Origin of the sequence: Pseudomonas petrae, assembly GCF_021728295.1 — a bacterium.
Taxonomy (GTDB): Bacteria; Pseudomonadota; Gammaproteobacteria; order Pseudomonadales; family Pseudomonadaceae; genus Aquipseudomonas; species Aquipseudomonas petrae.
Map to the genome: position 1 here is coordinate 91,457 of NZ_JAKJXE010000008.1, position 15,211 is coordinate 106,667.

Annotated in this window: 14 protein-coding genes; 2 read left to right on the plus strand and 12 right to left on the minus strand. The window is 62.6% G+C overall.

The genetic code is table 11. From position 1 onward, the window contains the following. Positions 1 to 11: 11 nt before the first annotated feature. Both L4G42_RS15415 and L4G42_RS15420 read right to left on the minus strand, forming a co-directional pair. Entirely contained in the window at positions 12 to 857 is an 846-nt protein-coding gene (locus L4G42_RS15415; RefSeq protein WP_237254012.1) for a fumarylacetoacetate hydrolase family protein, read from the minus strand. 118 nt (positions 858 to 975) lie between these two features. Beyond that, positions 976 to 1,716, minus strand: coding sequence for an SDR family oxidoreductase (locus L4G42_RS15420; RefSeq protein ID WP_237259480.1), 741 nt, complete (start codon positions 1,714 to 1,716; stop codon positions 976 to 978). A gap of 247 nt (positions 1,717 to 1,963) precedes the next feature. Here L4G42_RS15420 and L4G42_RS15425 point away from each other — a divergent pair, with 247 nt between their 5' ends. Further along, on the plus strand, positions 1,964 to 2,725 hold the full coding sequence (locus L4G42_RS15425) for a FadR/GntR family transcriptional regulator (RefSeq protein WP_237254014.1): 762 nt from the start codon (positions 1,964 to 1,966) through the stop codon (positions 2,723 to 2,725). Positions 2,726 to 2,911: 186 nt separating this feature from the next. Here the strand turns inward: L4G42_RS15425 and L4G42_RS15430 are convergent, their stop codons facing one another. The 9 genes from L4G42_RS15430 to L4G42_RS15470 all read right to left on the minus strand — a co-directional run bounded on the left by L4G42_RS15430 (position 2,912) and on the right by L4G42_RS15470 (position 11,389). Continuing rightward, complete coding sequence (locus L4G42_RS15430) at positions 2,912 to 3,745, minus strand: oxidoreductase (RefSeq protein WP_237254015.1); 834 nt, start codon at positions 3,743 to 3,745, stop codon at positions 2,912 to 2,914. A 127-nt stretch (positions 3,746 to 3,872) separates the two neighbouring features. Continuing rightward, entirely contained in the window at positions 3,873 to 5,198 is a 1,326-nt protein-coding gene (locus L4G42_RS15435) for an MFS transporter (protein WP_237254026.1), read from the minus strand. Between the two features lie 353 nt (positions 5,199 to 5,551). Next, entirely contained in the window at positions 5,552 to 5,836 is a 285-nt protein-coding gene (locus L4G42_RS15440) for a hypothetical protein (RefSeq protein ID WP_237254016.1), read from the minus strand. Positions 5,837 to 5,935: 99 nt separating this feature from the next. Further along, positions 5,936 to 6,673: a histidine utilization repressor gene (hutC, locus tag L4G42_RS15445; RefSeq protein WP_237254017.1), complete on the minus strand. Its 738-nt coding sequence runs from the start codon at positions 6,671 to 6,673 to the stop codon at positions 5,936 to 5,938. 53 nt (positions 6,674 to 6,726) lie between these two features. Further along, positions 6,727 to 7,539 (minus strand): amino acid ABC transporter ATP-binding protein, encoded by an 813-nt coding sequence (locus tag L4G42_RS15450; RefSeq protein ID WP_237254027.1) that lies wholly within the window; start codon positions 7,537 to 7,539, stop codon positions 6,727 to 6,729. Positions 7,540 to 7,613: 74 nt separating this feature from the next. Continuing rightward, positions 7,614 to 8,285 (minus strand): amino acid ABC transporter permease, encoded by a 672-nt coding sequence (locus L4G42_RS15455; protein WP_237254018.1) that lies wholly within the window; start codon positions 8,283 to 8,285, stop codon positions 7,614 to 7,616. Beyond that, complete coding sequence (locus L4G42_RS15460; RefSeq protein WP_237254019.1) at positions 8,282 to 8,941, minus strand: amino acid ABC transporter permease; 660 nt, start codon at positions 8,939 to 8,941, stop codon at positions 8,282 to 8,284. Before L4G42_RS15460 ends, L4G42_RS15455 begins: the two co-directional genes overlap by 4 nt. An 84-nt stretch (positions 8,942 to 9,025) precedes the next feature. After that, a complete protein-coding gene (locus L4G42_RS15465) occupies positions 9,026 to 9,877 on the minus strand; it encodes a transporter substrate-binding domain-containing protein (protein ID WP_237254020.1) in 852 nt (283 codons plus the stop codon). A 135-nt stretch (positions 9,878 to 10,012) separates the two neighbouring features. Then, entirely contained in the window at positions 10,013 to 11,389 is a 1,377-nt protein-coding gene (locus L4G42_RS15470; RefSeq protein WP_237254021.1) for an FAD-binding oxidoreductase, read from the minus strand. Between the two features lie 450 nt (positions 11,390 to 11,839). Here L4G42_RS15470 and L4G42_RS15475 point away from each other — a divergent pair, with 450 nt between their 5' ends. Beyond that, complete coding sequence (locus tag L4G42_RS15475) at positions 11,840 to 12,802, plus strand: isopenicillin N synthase family dioxygenase (protein ID WP_237259481.1); 963 nt, start codon at positions 11,840 to 11,842, stop codon at positions 12,800 to 12,802. 918 nt (positions 12,803 to 13,720) lie between these two features. Here L4G42_RS15475 and L4G42_RS15480 read toward each other — a convergent pair. Further along, a complete protein-coding gene (locus L4G42_RS15480) occupies positions 13,721 to 14,917 on the minus strand; it encodes an amino acid aminotransferase (protein WP_237254823.1) in 1,197 nt (398 codons plus the stop codon). Between the last annotated feature and the right edge of the window lie 294 nt (positions 14,918 to 15,211).

Consider the following 15,211-nt stretch of genomic DNA (forward strand, 5'->3'; position numbering starts at 1 on the left):
ACTCCTACAGGTCAGGCGTCGACGGTCAGTTGCTGCTGTTCGCCCAACCCTTCGATGCCCAGACGCATGGTCTGGCCGGCGCGCAGGAACACCGGCTCCGGCTTGATGCCCAGGCCCACGCCCGGCGGCGTGCCGGTGGAAATCACGTCGCCCGGTTGCAGGCTCATGAACTGGCTCAGGTAGCTCACCAGCGTGGGGATCTGGAAAATCATCGTCCGTGTATTGCCGTTCTGATAGCGCTTGCCGTCGACTTCCAGCCATAGGTTGAGCTGATGGGGGTCGGCGATTTCATCGCGGGTCACCAGCCACGGACCGATCGGGCCGAAGGTGTCGCAACCCTTGCCCTTGTCCCAGGTGCCGCCGCGTTCGATCTGGAATTCACGCTCGGACACGTCGTTGATCACGCAATAACCCGCCACGTGCTCCAGCGCATCGGCTTCGTCGATGTACCGACCGCCCTTGCCAATGACCACGCCCAGCTCGACTTCCCAGTCGGTCTTCTTCGAGTTGCGCGGGATTTCCACGTTGTCGTTGGGCCCGACGATGGCGCTGGTCCACTTGTTGAAAATGATCGGCTCTTTCGGGATATCCGCGCCGGTTTCAGCAGCGTGGTCGGCGTAGTTCAGGCCGATGCAGATGAACTTGCCGATCTTGCCCACGCACGGGCCGAGGCGCGGATTGCCCTCAACCAGCGGCAGGCTGTTGACGTCCTGGGACTGCAAGTGCGCGATGCTTTCCGGACTCAGCGCGCTGCCCGACAGGTCGCCGATGAGATCGGTCAGATCGCGAATGCGGCCGTCGCTGTCCAGCAGGCCTGGGCGTTCTTGACCGGGTTCGCCGTAACGCAGCAATTTCATGGGGTGTCCTCTGCAGGTAAATAATCGGTTAAATAATCGGTTAAATAATCGGGTAAATGATCAGGATTGAGTGATCAGAATTCGGTGTGATGGGGCTGCACGGGATTGGCGGGCGGGCTCAGTTGCTCCAGCCGCCGTCGATGATCTGCGCGGTGCCGGTGGTAAAACCGCTGGCGGACGAGCCGAGGTACAGCGCCAATTGGGCGATTTCCTCGGGCGTACCCAGGCGTCCCATGGGCTGGCGGGCTTCGAACGCCGCGTACACCTCGGCCTCTTCCCGGCCCTCACGCACAGCCTGATCGGCCACGCGCTGACGCAGGGAGGGGGATTCCACGGTGCCCGGGCAAATGCAGTTGCAGCGGATGTTCTGCCCGACGAAATCGGCCGCGACCGAACGAGTGATGCCGATCACGGCGGCCTTGCTGGCGCAGTAGGCGAAGCGGTTGGGCACGCCCTTGATGGCCGAGGCGACCGACGACATGTTGATGATCGATCCGCCGCCGTTGGCCAGCATTGCCGGCAGGAATGCGCGGATCATCTTGTACATCGCGGTGACGTTGAGGTCGAAGGCGAAGCGCCAGTCGTCGTCGGAGCATTCGAGGATGTTGCCGCTGTGCACCACGCCCGCGCAGTTGAACAGCACGTCCAGCGCACCGACTTCGGCGGCCAGCCGCTCGATGGCGGCGTGATCGGTGACGTCGAGCACACGCTTGTGGGCGCCCTGGAGGTGGTCCAGCGCTGCGCCGTTGATGTCGACGGCGAAGACTTCTGCGCCGGCCTGGAGATAAGCCTCGACGCTGGCTTGCCCGATGCCCTGGGCGGCGGCCGTGATCAGCACTCGCTTACCGGTGAGGTCCATGATGATCCCTTGTTTTTATTGTTGGGACGACCTGTGTGGCTATCGAGCGGCTCAGGTCAGCTGACCGGGCCACAGAGCCCGCATTCAGGCGAAGACGATGCACGCGAACCCCATTGGGTTTTGCTATGCTCCGCTCACTGCAGCGCTCCAATGGTCAGGCCATTGGTCCTGTTTTTAGCACTTGTCATGGACCGCAACAAGGTCATTTGTCGATCCAGTGCGCTGTAAATTTCCGAGCCGATTCCCGATGCCAATCCAAGTAATTGATAACCAGAGACTTTATCGCCAGATCGCGGATCAGCTGCGCGCGCTGATCGACAGCGGCGAATTTCCCCCGGGCAGCCGCCTGCCGGCCGAACGTGAATTGGCGAAGATGCTGGGGGTGAGCAGGGCGTCGGTGCGCGAGGCGATGATTGCCCTTGAGGTGATCGGGCTGGTGGATGTGCGCGTGGGCAATGGCGTGCTGGTCTGCGAACCGCCGGGGCAGAAGCTGTCCGATGAACCGGTGATGACCCAGGTCACCCGCGATCAGTGGAAGGACGTCGATCCGGAGCTGGGCATCGAGGTGGACTTCAGCGCGGAGATCCCGCCGTTTGCCCTGCTTCAGGCCCGTCGGTTGATCGAGCCGGAAGCGGCCGCGCTGGCGGCGCAGAACGCCAGCGATGAAGAGCTCGAAGCGATCCGCGAGGCCTTCGAACGCAACGCCCGCGACAACCGCGAGCATTCCCATACCCACCCGGGCGATCGGTTGTTCCACATCCGCATCGCCCAGGCCTCGGGCAATCCGGCCTATGCGCTGATGATCAAGCACCTGCTCGGGCATCAGTACGGCAGCATGTTCCAGCGCTTGCAGGCGCACTACACCTCCGACGACATGCCGTTCCGCTCCGAGCACGAACACCGCCTGATCCTCGACGCCCTGCAAAACCGCGACGCGGAAGCCGCAAGGCAGGCGATGGCGGGACATCTGGATGAAGTCATTCGGATATTCAGTCGCGGCGGGGTTTAGCCTATTTCTGTTGTCGGACCAGACGTCACTCTTGCTGGCTGACGCGCACCCTGTAGGAGCGCGCTTGCCCGCGAATGCGGTTTGTCAGACGAGGCTAATGTCACAGACACACCGCCTTCGTCCGGATGCGGCCCAGACCAAGCGAGCTCCTACAGTTTTTGCATCAGTCGGCGGCATTTACGTCTGTCACCCATCCGTCGAGCGCGAAACCTCTTCCCATTCCGCAAACTCGGCTTCCAGCTGCGCGAGCTTTTCCCGCACCAGCTTCAGTGCATCGCTGCCCAAGAGCAAATGCGCGGGCGGGTTCTTGCTGTCGATCAGCTTGAGCATCGCGTCGGCTGCTTTAACCGGATCGCCCGGCTGTTTACCGCTGCGTTCTTCACGGGCCTTGCGAATCGGGTCGAAGCTGGCGTCGTAGTCGGTGATCTGCCGCGCGGTACGCTGCATCGAGCGCCCGGCCCAGTCAGTACGAAAGGAACCCGGCGCCACCGCAGTGACGAATACGTTGAACGGCTTCAGCTCCTTGCCCAGGGATTCGGAAATGCCTTCCAGCGCGAACTTGCTGCCGTGGTAGTAGGAAATCCCCGGCATCGTGATGAAGCCGCCCATGGAGGTGACGTTGAGGATGTGCCCGCTGCGGCGCTGGCGGAACAGCGGCACAAAGGCCTTGATGATCGCCACTGCGCCGAACACGTTGACGTCGAACTGCCGACGCAATTCCTCCAGCGGTGACTCTTCCAGAATACCTTCGTGGCCATAGCCGGCGTTGTTGACCAGCACGTCGATGGGCCCGAACGCGTTGTCGGCCTCGGTGACCACGCGGTCGATGGCGTCGAAGTCGGTGACGTCCAGCAGCACGCCGTGGGCGCGACCGGGTGCCTGGGCTTCGAATGCCTGCACGGCGTCTTCATTGCGCAGGGTGCCGATTACGGTATGACCCGCCGCCAGCGCCTGTTGCGCCAACGCCTGACCGAAGCCGCTGCTGACACCGGTGATGAACAGGGTTTTTGATGTGCTCATTGTGCGTTTCCTCACGAGGCCTAAGCCGTTGGTCGTAGGCCCCCATGGTAGGAACCCTGCGCGCCAAACCGATGACCCAGTCCTACGCGATGATTGCCTGATCCTGCCCGGGCTTGATTGACGAAAATTAAACCCGCGGATTGGCCGTGTTCTTCGTCACCAGCCGCAAGCCGCTTGCCACACTGCCCACTGCGGCAAAGCCCGCGCCGATGCTCAATGCCAGCACCGGGCCGTGGGTGTTGGAAATGCCGAAACTCAAGGCCACCAACGCCGCGCCCGTGGCCTGACCGATCAGGCGTGCCGTCGCAATCGTGCCGCTGGCGCCGCTGGAGCGTTCTTTCGGCGCGCTGGTCATCAGCGCTTTCTGGTTCGGCGCCTGGAAGAAACCGAAGCCGATGCCGCACAGAATCATCCGCGCGATGATCGACATCACGCTGGCGTCGGCCGGCATGCTTGCCAGGGAAATCATCCCGATACAGAGGATGGCCAGGCCAATCCCGCCGAGCAGCCCCGGCGCATAACGGTCAGACATGCGCCCGGCAAACGGCGCGATCATCGCCACCACCACCGACCATGGCGTCATCAGAAACCCGGTCTGCACCGGATCGCGGCCCAGGGTGCTTTCAAAAAAGAACGGCAGCGAGACGAAGGCCAGCCCCTGGGTGGCGAACGAACAGAACGCCGTCAGGGCCGACAGCGCAAACATCGGCCGCTTGAGCAAATCCAGCGGGAACATCGGCGCAGGGTGCCCGGCCTCGCGCCTGAGCATCAACGCGCCGCCTGCCAGAAAGATCGCCAGGGCGATCAGCACGCTGGTCATGGAACCCAGCTGTGCCGCCTGACTCAAGGCAAAGATCAGCGCGCCGAAGGTGATGACGTTGAGCACGGCGGTGACGCGGTCGAACGTTAGCGTGCCGAGACGGGTCGCGGGCAGCGAATTCCAGGCAAACACCAGGGCGAACAGGCCGATGGGCAGGTTGATCGCGAACAGCCACGGCCAGCTTGCCACCGACAACACCAGCGAGGCCACGGTCGGGCCGATGGAAAACGACGTGCCGACCACCAGCGCGTTCATGCCCAGGCCGCGCCCCAGCCGTTCGTGGGGGAAAATCGAGCCGATCAGCGCGGCGTTGACGCTCATGATCGCGCTGGCGCCGATGCCTTGCAGCACGCGGGCGATGGTCAGCGTGGGCAATGACCAGGAAAGCGCACACAGCGCCGACGACACCACGAACAGAATCAGCCCGCCCAGATACACCTTGCGATGGCCGAGCACACCGCCCAGCGCCGCGAACGGCAACAGCGTGGCCACGGCAGCGAGCTGGTAGGCGTTGATGATCCACACGGACGCTGCCGGCGAGGCGTTCAGGTCAGCCGCGATGGCGGGAAGGGCGGTGTTGGCGATGGCGGTGTCGAGGGTGGCGAGGGCGATGGACATCAGAATCGCCGCCATGCCGCGGAATTCGCGAGGTGTGAGTGTATGACCGACGCGCGGGGCATCCTGAGTGACGGGCTGGACCATTATCGACAACGCTCCGGGGATGAACTTCAGGCAGGTCTGCAGGCGCAGACGAAAGCGTGATGGTGCCGTTTTGTTAGGGTGCTATGCAATGAAAGATGCGCGGAACAGAGCGGATGACGACGATGTGCGGCGCGGAGTGGCGGGAGTGGCGACGCTGCACTCAACTGTAGGAGCCGGCTGGCTGGCGAATGCTGTGTCGGCCGCCCGTTTCATAACTGATCCGACGCGTTCGCCAGCAAGCCGGCTCCTCCAGATGGGGTCAGGCAGGCATTAAGTGACCGACCTCAACCCCCCGCCGTATCAATGTCCTTATCCAGCTCACCGGTCTGCCGTTCCTCTTTGGTGGTGTCCGGCGACTCATGCTCTTCAGGCTCGAAATCAGGGGTGAAGCTGTTTTCGCCGGTCAGGTTGCCATTGTTCTCCTGACTCTGCGCGCCGTCCTCGGACTGGCTCTGCGAACCGCTCTGGTTCTTCAGCGCATCGTTCTGCGCCAGGCTGCTGTCGGGCGTCTCTGAATTGATCGCCGGGTCGTTGCGGTTGACGGTTTGATCATTGTTCTGGGTAGCCATATGCACCTCTGCTGTCATGTCCCGTTCACAGGACTTACAGATATCGAGGGCAATGGCGCGCAAGGGTTCGATCAATGTGCTGCCCGGCAGCCTGACGGTTCAGCTATCGCGATAGGCGCCGGTCACCGGCATGCGACCGCCCAGCCGATAGCGCGACGACGGATGCACCAAGCGCACGTAGGTCACCACTCTGCCGCTGTTCCAGGTGCGGCGCATCAGCACCAGACACGGCTCGCCGGGCTCGATCTGCAAATGCTTGAGCTCCTCGGCGCTCGGGTGGCTGGCCTCGACGATGTGCTCCATTTCATCGGGCTGAATGATCCGCAACAGGTAACGCGCTGACTGCAGCTCATCGCCGAAGGGTTGCTGCAGAAACTCCGGCGCGGCGTGGGGATTGACGTAACGGTCTTCCAGCTGCACCGCCACGTCGTCCTCGTAATGCACGCACAACAGGTGAAACACCGACGCGCCGGTGGCCAGCGAGAGGGCCGAGGCGATGGGCATCGACGCCGATTCCCGTGCCAGATGCAGCACCTGGCAGCGATAGCGATGGCCGCGGGCGAGGATCTCGTCGGCGATGTTGGTGATGCGCAGCAGGTTGGATTGCGGCTTGCAGGCGGCGACGAAGGTGCCGACCCCGGACACCCGCAGCAGGCGGCCTTCTTCGGTCAGCTCGCGCAACGCCCGGTTGACAGTCATCCGTGACATGCCCAGCTCGACCACCAGGCGGTTCTCCGACGGAATCAGGTCGCCGGGCTTCCATTCCCCCGACGACAGCTTGCCGTGAACGAAGGATTTCGCCCGCCGATAAAGGGCCTGGGGTGCCGGCTTGTCCATCGTTTTTCTCCCTTGCCGAACAGGCGTGCGTTGACGGCCCTAAAAAAAGCGCATCACGCCTTGGCGTCCTGCCAGAACGCGTTGCGGTCCAGGTAGTTCTGCAAGAACTGCTGCAACCGGGGTTGCTCGGCGTTGTGGAAAATCTGCTGGGGCGTGCCACGTGCGACGATTTCGCCCTGATCGAGAAAAATCACCGAGTCGGCGACCTGGGCGGCAAAGCCCATCTCGTGGGTAACCACGACCATGGTCATGCCTTCCTTCGCCAGGGTCTTCATCACCTGCAGCACTTCGCCCACCAGTTCCGGGTCGAGGGCCGAGGTGGGCTCGTCGAACAGCATGATGTGCGGCTCCATCGCCAGCGCCCGGGCAATCGCCACCCGCTGCTGCTGACCCCCGGACAGTTGCGCGGGATACGTTTCGGCCTTGTGCGCCAGGCCAACCTTGTCGAGCATCGCCATGCCGCGCTTTTTCGCTTCGTCGGCCGAGAGTTTGCGCACCCGCCGCAAGGCTTCGCAGACGTTGCCGAGGGCGGTCATGTGCGGCCACAGGTTGAACTGCTGAAAGACCATGCCGACGTTGCGCCGCACCTGGTTGATCTGCGATTGCGGCGCGCGGCGACGGCCCTTGTCGGTGTCCTGCCAGCCGAGCAACTGGCCTTCGATGCGGATCTCGCCTTCGTCGTATTCCTCAAGAAAAGCCATGCTGCGCAGCAAGGTGCTCTTGCCCGAGCCCGACGGGCCGATCAGGCACACCACTTCCGAGCGCTGCACCTGCAAGTCGATACCCTTCAGCACGCGCAGATTGCCGAAGCTTTTGCCCACTTGGCTCAGGGTCAGCACGGGCGACTGATCGCCGTTGGTTTTCATAGGTTCATCCAGGGATTCGCGGGTCGTTTCGCGGGTCGGGGCGGCCACGTTGCCGCCGGGTATCAGAAGACTGTTCATCGCGGTTGCCTGCTCATGAAACGGCCGACGCGGGTTTCCAGCAGCATGCCCAGCCGCGAGCACAGCTCCACCAGAATCAGGTAGCCGATGCACAACATCAGCAGGGTTTCGACGAAGGCGAAGGTCTCCGAACCGATGCCGGTAAGCACCATCGTCAGCTCGGGAATGGTGATGATCGACAGCACGGCGGTTTCCTTGCACAACACCGTGACCATGTTCACCAGCGCCGGCAGAATCATCACCAGCATCTGCGGCACCTGGATGCGCCAGATGCATTGCAGGCGGGTGATGCCCAGGCAATCGGCGGCTTCCAGCTGACCCCGGGCGACCGACTCGAAGCCGGTGCGGAAGATCTCGGCGAAGTACACGCTGCCGTAAACCCCCAGGCCGAGGATGCCGGCGGGGATCGGGTCGAGGCTGATGCCGAACGACGGCCCGCCGTAATACACCAGAAACAGCTGCACCAGAAACGGCGTGCTGCGGATCAGCTCGATGAACACCCGCAATGGCGCGCGCACGAAGCGGTTGCCGAACACCTGAGCGACCGCGATCAGCATGCCCAGCGCGAGGCCGAGCACGACGCCGCTGCTCCAGGTGCCGAGGGTGACCAGAAACCCGGATCCGATATCGCCCAGGTGGTCGGTAAAAATGCTCGGGTCGAAGGTCATGCCGTGCGCTCCTTCAGGCTTCGTTCGAGCAGGCTCGCGGCATACGCCAGCGGCACGTTGATCAGGCAGTAGAAGCCGGCGAGCATCAGGTAGTCCTGGACGAACATGTAATCGCTGGCCGCCAGGTTCTGCGCCGTGCGGGTGAGGTCGGCCAGCCCGACCACCGAGACCAGCGACGAAGCCTTGATCAGCAGAATCATTTCATTGACCAGCGCCGGCAGCGTCAGGCGCACGGCCTGGGGCACGCGGATACGCATGAGCATCTGCGCGTCGCTCATGCCCAACAGCCCGGCGGCCTCCAGTTGACCGCCGGGAATCGCAAGAAAACCGCCGCGCATGATCTCGGCGATGTACGCGCCGGCGGCCAGGGACAGGCCGATGATCGCCGCCACCGTGGGCGAGACGTTCGGCAGGCCGACCCGGGGCAGGAAGTAATAGATGAACAGCAATTGCACCAGCAGCGGAATGCCGCGGAACACGAAAATGTAGGCGCCACCGAGGCGGCGCAGAAGGGGGATCGGCGACAGGCGCAGGCTGCCGACGACGATGCCGATGACAAAGCCGAACACCAGCGCGGCGATCGACACCTGCAACGTCACCCACAGGGCGCCAAGCAAGAGCGGCGCGTTTTGCTGCAGCAAGGGCCAATCGAACACGGTGGGTACTCCGCTGTGTGCTTGAGGCAGATCCTGTAGGAGCGACCGGGGTGTTCATCGTGCTTGATGCAATGGAATCAAACCTCACCACGTCGGTTCGAAATCACCCTTCGGCACGTCCATTTCCGCGCCCAGCCATTTCTTCTGCAGCGCCGCCAGGCGGCCGTCGTCATGCATCTTGGTCAGGGCAGCATCCAGCGCGGCGATCAGGCTGTCGGCATCGGCGTCCTTGCGGCCCAGGTAGGCGAAGTAGGATTTCTTGCCGAACGGCGGCTGCACCACTTTGTACAGATTGCTCTTCTGCGCGGCGACGAAGGAGATGTTCGGCAGCGAGTTGGCCACGGCGACGATGCGCTTGGCGGCCAGGTCGGCGTAGGCCTGATTATTGTCGACGTATTCACGAATGGTGACCTTCTGCGGGAGGGTCGCGGCGAAGGCTTTCAGCTCTTCCAGCTGTGCCGAGCCCTTGCCGGCACCGACGGTTTTACCGGCGATGTCTTCAGGCTTGCTGATGCTGTCGTCCTTGGCCCCGGCGAGCAGGGCCACGGTCGCTTCGGCAATCGGCGACACGAAGTGGTAACGCTCCTTGCGCGCCTTGGTCACGATGATCGGACCGGCCACCACGTCGAATTTTTTCGCCTCAAGGCCGGGCAGCACGCTCGGCCACGGCAGGTCGAGGAACTTGATCTTGACCCCCATTTCCTGTCCCAGCGCCTCGAACAGCTCGGCATTCAAGCCTTTCTGCTTGCCCGCTTCGAGAAAATCGAAGGGCGCGAACTGCATTTCGGTGCCGACCACCAGCTCACCGGCCTTCTTCACATCGGCCAGTTGATCGGCGTGCGCCGACGATGGCAGCACTGCCAGAGGCAGCAGCGCCAGTGCAGCAGCGATACTCAAGCGGTTAAATGTCCTGCGGAACACAGAGTCGAGTGACATGGGGTGGCTCCTGGGTGGATGCGGCGTGTTGCGTCGATGCTGCGGGATCTTCGGTCAACGGGTGCATGGTGTTGCTTTGGCGTCTGCAACTGCAGTTAGCGTGCCATACCGGTATATACAACCGGCAGGTGGTTATCAGCCGAGGATCTTCCCCGGATTGAGAATGCCGTTGGGGTCGAAACTGCGCTTGAGTTCAGCCATCACCCGCAACGCTTGCGCGCTGACCGAGTGATGGAGAAACTCGCGCTTGAGCAGGCCGATGCCATGCTCGGCCGACACCGCGCCGCCCAGCTCGCCGACGGCGCTGTACACCAGCTCCTCGATCTCCAGCACCGGCGCGGGCTGCGGCAGCGAGTTGCAGTCCACGGTCAGGTGCAGATTGCTGTCACCGATGTGGCCGAAATACACGCTTCGGTTACCCGGCCAACGTGCGTCGATGCGCTCACGGCAGCGTTTGGCGAACTCACCGATGCGGCCGATGGGCAGGCTGATGTCGAAATTCAGCGGCGCCATGCGCTGGGGAAACTCGGCGGTGGCCTCGCGAATCTTCCACAACCCGCGGGCCTGGGCCTGGGAGGTCGCGAGAATGGCGTCGACCACTTCGCCGGCCTCGATCGCCGCTTCAAGGGTCTGCTCCAGCGCATTGCCGGGGGCGGACGATTCCAGCAGCACGTACAGCGGATGGTGATCGGGCATCGGCGCGACGGGCTTCTCTAGCCACGACACGCCAAGGCGGAAGAAGTCCTGCCACATCAACTCGTACGCCTGGGGCGTGCCGACGCTCGATTGAATCCGCCGCAACAGGGCGACGGCGCTCGGGTAATCGGGTAGGGCGCAGAGGAGCGTGGTGGCCGGGGCGGGTGGCGGCGCCATTTTCAACACTGCGCGGGTAATCACCCCAAGGGTGCCTTCGCTGCCGATGAAGCACTGTTTTAGGTCATAACCGCAATTGTTCTTGATCATCTTGTTCATCAGGTCGAGCACACGCCCGTCCGCCAGCACCACCTCCAGACCGAGCACCAGGTCGCGGGTCATGCCGTAACGAATCACCGCATTGCCGCCGGCGTTGGTAGCAATGTTGCCACCGATCTGACACGAGCCGCGGGCGCCCAGGTCCAGCGGAAACAGAAAGCCGGCGTCCGCCACGGCGTGCTGGATGTCCTCCAGCGTTGTGCCCGCACGCACGCTGACGGTCGCGGCCGCCGTGTCGATCTCCTCGATGCCGCGCAGGCGATCCAGCGACAGCGCGATATCGGTGGTGCGCGGAACAGCGCCACCCGCCAGCCCGGTCATGCCGCCCTGGGGCACTACGCTTTGGCCCGCCGCGTGGCAGATGCGCAGTGCGAGGGAGACCTGTTCGGTGCTGGTCGGCAAGAGCAGCGCGGCAGGGCAGGCCGGCGCGTGGCGGGTCCAGTCGCTGTAATGACGCGGGCTGATGGCCTCGCCGGTCAGCACCTGAGCATCGCCAAGGGCCTGGCGCAACTGGCTAATGGTTTGTTGCAGGTCGCTCATGGAATCCACTCGATCAATTCGCGTCAGGGGTGAGGCGTGCCTGAAAGCGGGGAGGCTGTATAGACAGCTGAGGCAAGATGCAGGCCAGTTGATCGACGCCGGTAGATTAAGGACGCTAAAAGCTTCCCGGCTGAACCGGTCCTACCTAGTGATCGTGAGGTGTCTGTAGGACCGGCTTCAGCCGGGAAGGCGTCGTATGTCACACCGCAGAATTGAGGGTGCGCGCACTGGCGCATTCCCGGTTGAAGCCAGTCCTTTGATCGCAAGGTGTCTGTAGGACCGGCTTTAGCCGGGAAAGCGTCGTATGTCACACCGCAGAATTGAGTGTGGACGCACTCCCGCATTCCCGGTTGAAGCCAGTCCTCCGAACAACGTGGTACACGGCGCGGCACAGTAAATGCTTGATCCGGTCTATACCGCCCAGTCTATTTCGTGCGCCCGGAGTCTGCCATGACCGTTACCGCCAACCTCCCGATCATCGACATGGCCGGCGTCCGCGAAGGCGACGATGCCGCGATCCGCCGTGCTGGTGAAGCCATTCGCAGCGCCTGCAGTGAGAGCGGCTTCTTCTACATCATCAACCACGGCGTGCCCCGGCAGGTGATCGACAAGACCATGGTGGCGGCAAAAACCTTTTTCGCCTTCGCGCCGGAGGTGAAGCGCCAGGTTGCGGTGAACAAGCGCCACCGCGGCTGGCATGCGTTGGGCGGGGCGCTGATGTACGAGGCGACCAAGCCGGATTTCAAGGAGTTTTTCAGCATCGGCCTGGAGTTGCCGGAGGATGACCCGAGCGTGCTGGCGGGGGAGGCGTTGCGCGGGCCGAACCAGTGGCCGGATTACATGCCGGCGTTGCGGGTGGCGCTGGACGCGTATTACGAGGAGATCGGCAAGGCGGGCGCTGATCTGTTGAAGGCAGTGGCCGTGGGCTTGGGCATCGAGCCCGATTTCTTTGCGCCGAAATACGGCAAGCGTTTGCAGCGGACGCAGATGGTCTATTACCCGCCCCATCCACCCCGGGCCGAAGCCGATCAGTTCGGCGTCGCGCCGCATACGGATTATGGCTGTATCACGTTGTTGCATCAGGACAACAGCGGCGGTCTGCAGGTGCGTGAGTTGGGCAGCGGGGCGTGGATCGACGCGACGCCGATCGAGGGCAGTCTGGTGGTGAACGTGGGGGATTTGCTGGCGCGTTGGTCGAACGATCGGTTCCGGTCGACCTTGCATCGGGTGATCAATCAGTCAGGGCATGAGCGGTATTCGATCGCGACGTTTTATGACCCGACGTATGGGGCCGTTGTTGATCCTTGCGATTTGGGAATTGAGGCGGGGGCGAGTCTTTATCCGGCAGTGGCGGCGGGGGAGTACATACTTAAGCGGATTGATGATTCGATGGCGTACAGGAAGAAGGCGTAGTCGTTTCGGATGGTTGTGTGTATATCCGTTTTCTCGGTGTGCTGTTGTTACGGTTCCGCCCTTACGGCGGGTCACTTTTGGCAAAAGCGCCCCAAAAGTAACCAAAAACGCTTTGCTCCTGGTTGGGCTCCTCCTTCGTCGGAGTACCTTCACTCCGGTCCCGCTCCGTGGGCCCGCGCCGAACGGACATCCATGTCCTAGCGGCGCTCTCGCCGCATCCATGCGGCTCGGCCCACTCCGCGAGACCTCCGTTCAGCCTGCACCCAAGTCGCGATAGGTGTCGTCTGGACGTTATGTGTTTGAAGATCAAGATCAAAAGCAGATCAACAGCTTCCCGGCTAAAGCCGGTCCTACAGTCGGGGTTACCGCACGCTCATCTCCGATCGTTCCCACGCTCCGCGTGGTAATGCCGCCTCGGACGCTCCGCGTCCTGCAGAAGATGTGCATCAGGCGAGGGATCTGACGCGGAGCGTCACAGGATGCGTTCCCACGCGGAGCGTGGGAACGATCAGCAATGCCAGCGCCCACACCGGCCTCTTCCCGGCTAAAGCCGGTCCCACTGAAACACCGCGCGCACTCGTAGGACCGGCTTCAGCCGGGAAGCCCTTGATCTGCTTTTGATCTTCATACGCAAAAGGCTCAAACACCGCCAATCGCGACTTTGGTGCAGGCTGAACGCAGGTCTCGTGGAGTGGGCCGAGCGGCATGGATGCCGCGAGAGCCGCCCCCCGCCATGGATGGCGGATGGCGGCGGGCCCACGGAGCGAGACCGGAGTGAAGGAACCCTGACGAAGGAAGGGCCCAACCGAGAGCAGGCACTTTTGGTTACTTTTGGTGCTTTTCAAAAGTAACTCGCCGAAGGCGAAACAGTCTGCCGTTAGGCAGACGCTTCTGATCTCGATCTGAAATCCTAAGCGGTTAGATAACCGCCAGGATCGCCGCTGTAACAGCCCCGATATTCGTTTTGTTCAACGCCGCCACACAAATCCGCCCGGTATCCAACGCATAAATCCCGAACTCACTGCGCAGACGATGAACCTGCGGCGTCGTCAGACCCGAATACGAAAACATCCCCCGCTGCCGCGCGACAAAACTGAAATCCTGCCCCGCCGCATTATTCGCCAGACGCTGCGTCATCTCCTCACGCATCCCACGAATCCGCAAGCGCATCTCGCCCAGCTCTTCCTCCCACTTGCCACGCAACTCAGGGCTGTTCAACACCGCCGCCACAATCGACGCGCCATGGGTCGGCGGGTTCGAATAGTTCGTGCGGATCACACGCTTCACCTGAGACAACACCCGCGCCGCCTCTTCCTTCGAATCCGTCACGATCGACAACGCGCCGACCCGCTCGCCATACAGCGAAAACGACTTCGAAAACGAACTGGAAGCAAAGAACGTCAGGCCGCTGTCGGCAAACAGACGCACCGCCGCCGCGTCCTCGTCGATCCCGTCACCGAAGCCCTGATACGCCATGTCCAGAAACGGCACATGACCTTTGGCCTTCAGCACCTCAAGCACCTTCTTCCAGTCTTCCAGCGTCAGGTCAACGCCGGTCGGGTTGTGGCAGCACGCGTGCAGCACGACGATCGAGCCGGACGGCAGGTTCTGCAAATCTTCCAGCATCCCCGTGCGGTTCACGTCATGGGTGGCGGCGGCGTAATAGCGATAGTTCTGCACCGGAAAACCGGCGGTTTCGAACAGCGCGCGGTGGTTCTCCCAGCTCGGGTCGCTGATCGCCACAACGGCGTCAGGGGAAAGCTGCTTGAGGAAGTCAGCGCCGATCTTCAGCGCGCCCGTGCCGCCGACCGCCTGGACCGTCATCACCTGACCCGAGGCCAGCAGCGGCGACTCGGCGCCGAACAGAAGGGTTTGCACAGCCTTGTCGTAGGCGGCGATGCCGTCGATCGGCAGATAGCCGCGGGGCAGGTGTTGAGCCACCCGGTTTTCTTCCGCTTCGACAACGGCACGCAGCAGCGGAATTTTCCCTTCTTCGTTGCTGTAGACGCCGACACCCAGGTTGACCTTGGTCGTACGGGTATCGGCGTTGAATGCTTCGTTGAGGCCCAGGATTGGATCGCGTGGTGCCATTTCGACAGCGGAGAACAGGCTCATTGTGCGGGGGCTCTGAGTGGGGGAGTGAATGGGTCGCGTCGCTCCAGCCGATTGCACTAGAGCGGTGCACAAACGGGGAGCAAGTATAAAGGCCCGCGCCACTGCGGGCGACAGTCCCGGGCAGGTTTTTCAGGGTTTTTCGCGAAATTTTTCGACCGTTAGTCCAGTGCTGCGGACTAATCTGCGGAGGGTGGCTTGAAAGGTGGCGCGGTCGACTCCACCTGTAGTCCCATCACTTCTTTTATGTACGTCTTTTCCGTGGCGGGATCAGCCGTTCGTGCTCAATTGCGTTGC

Bases quoted from the DNA above. Each gene is read 5' to 3' on its own strand.
- L4G42_RS15415 (WP_237254012.1), bottom strand. From the start codon at position 857: ATGAAATTGCTGCGTTACGGCGAACCCGGTCAAGAACGCCCAGGCCTG.
- L4G42_RS15420 (WP_237259480.1), bottom strand. From the start codon at position 1,716: ATGGACCTCACCGGTAAGCGAGTGCTGATCACGGCCGCCGCCCAGGGC.
- L4G42_RS15425 (WP_237254014.1), top strand. From the start codon at position 1,964: ATGCCAATCCAAGTAATTGATAACCAGAGACTTTATCGCCAGATCGCG.
- L4G42_RS15430 (WP_237254015.1), bottom strand. From the start codon at position 3,745: ATGAGCACATCAAAAACCCTGTTCATCACCGGTGTCAGCAGCGGCTTC.
- L4G42_RS15435 (WP_237254026.1), bottom strand. From the start codon at position 5,198: ATGGCGGCGATTCTGATGTCCATCGCCCTCGCCACCCTCGACACCGCC.
- L4G42_RS15440 (WP_237254016.1), bottom strand. From the start codon at position 5,836: ATGGCTACCCAGAACAATGATCAAACCGTCAACCGCAACGACCCGGCG.
- hutC (WP_237254017.1), bottom strand. From the start codon at position 6,673: ATGGACAAGCCGGCACCCCAGGCCCTTTATCGGCGGGCGAAATCCTTC.
- L4G42_RS15450 (WP_237254027.1), bottom strand. From the start codon at position 7,539: ATGAAAACCAACGGCGATCAGTCGCCCGTGCTGACCCTGAGCCAAGTG.
- L4G42_RS15455 (WP_237254018.1), bottom strand. From the start codon at position 8,285: ATGACCTTCGACCCGAGCATTTTTACCGACCACCTGGGCGATATCGGA.
- L4G42_RS15465 (WP_237254020.1), bottom strand. From the start codon at position 9,877: ATGTCACTCGACTCTGTGTTCCGCAGGACATTTAACCGCTTGAGTATC.
- L4G42_RS15470 (WP_237254021.1), bottom strand. From the start codon at position 11,389: ATGAGCGACCTGCAACAAACCATTAGCCAGTTGCGCCAGGCCCTTGGC.
- L4G42_RS15475 (WP_237259481.1), top strand. From the start codon at position 11,840: ATGACCGTTACCGCCAACCTCCCGATCATCGACATGGCCGGCGTCCGC.
- L4G42_RS15480 (WP_237254823.1), bottom strand. From the start codon at position 14,917: ATGAGCCTGTTCTCCGCTGTCGAAATGGCACCACGCGATCCAATCCTG.